Raw genomic sequence first — 282 nt, 5'->3', positions numbered from 1 at the left:
GCGCGCCTACCGCGGCCTACCCGATCTCGACTACCCGTTCCACGACCAGACAGTCACCGTCACAACATGCGGACGCATCTGCTACAAGCGGAAGAAGATCAATCTCAGTCTGGTCTTCGCCGGTCAGCCCGTCGGCATCAAACAGGTCGAAGACCATATCTGGCTGACAAGCTTTATGGACTACGATCTGGGATACTTCGATGATGAGACATGCAGGCTTGAACCTTTGCCGAACCCTTTCGGTCCAAAAGTGTTACCTATGTCTCAGGAATAAAACGTAAC

The 282-nt window shown here is 52.8% G+C and carries 1 pseudogene; it reads left to right on the top strand.

The features are described from left to right. Nucleotides 1-274: pseudogene (locus IB248_RS31190) on the top strand (integrase); the annotation flags it as partial. Nucleotides 275-282: the final 8 nt, after the last annotated feature.

Origin of the sequence: Rhizobium sp. RHZ01 (genome assembly GCF_014851595.1) — a bacterium.
Classification (GTDB): Bacteria; Pseudomonadota; Alphaproteobacteria; order Rhizobiales; family Rhizobiaceae; genus Rhizobium; species Rhizobium altiplani.
Note: the sequence above shows the minus strand (reverse complement) of the source record. Positions and strands in the feature narration are given on the sequence as shown.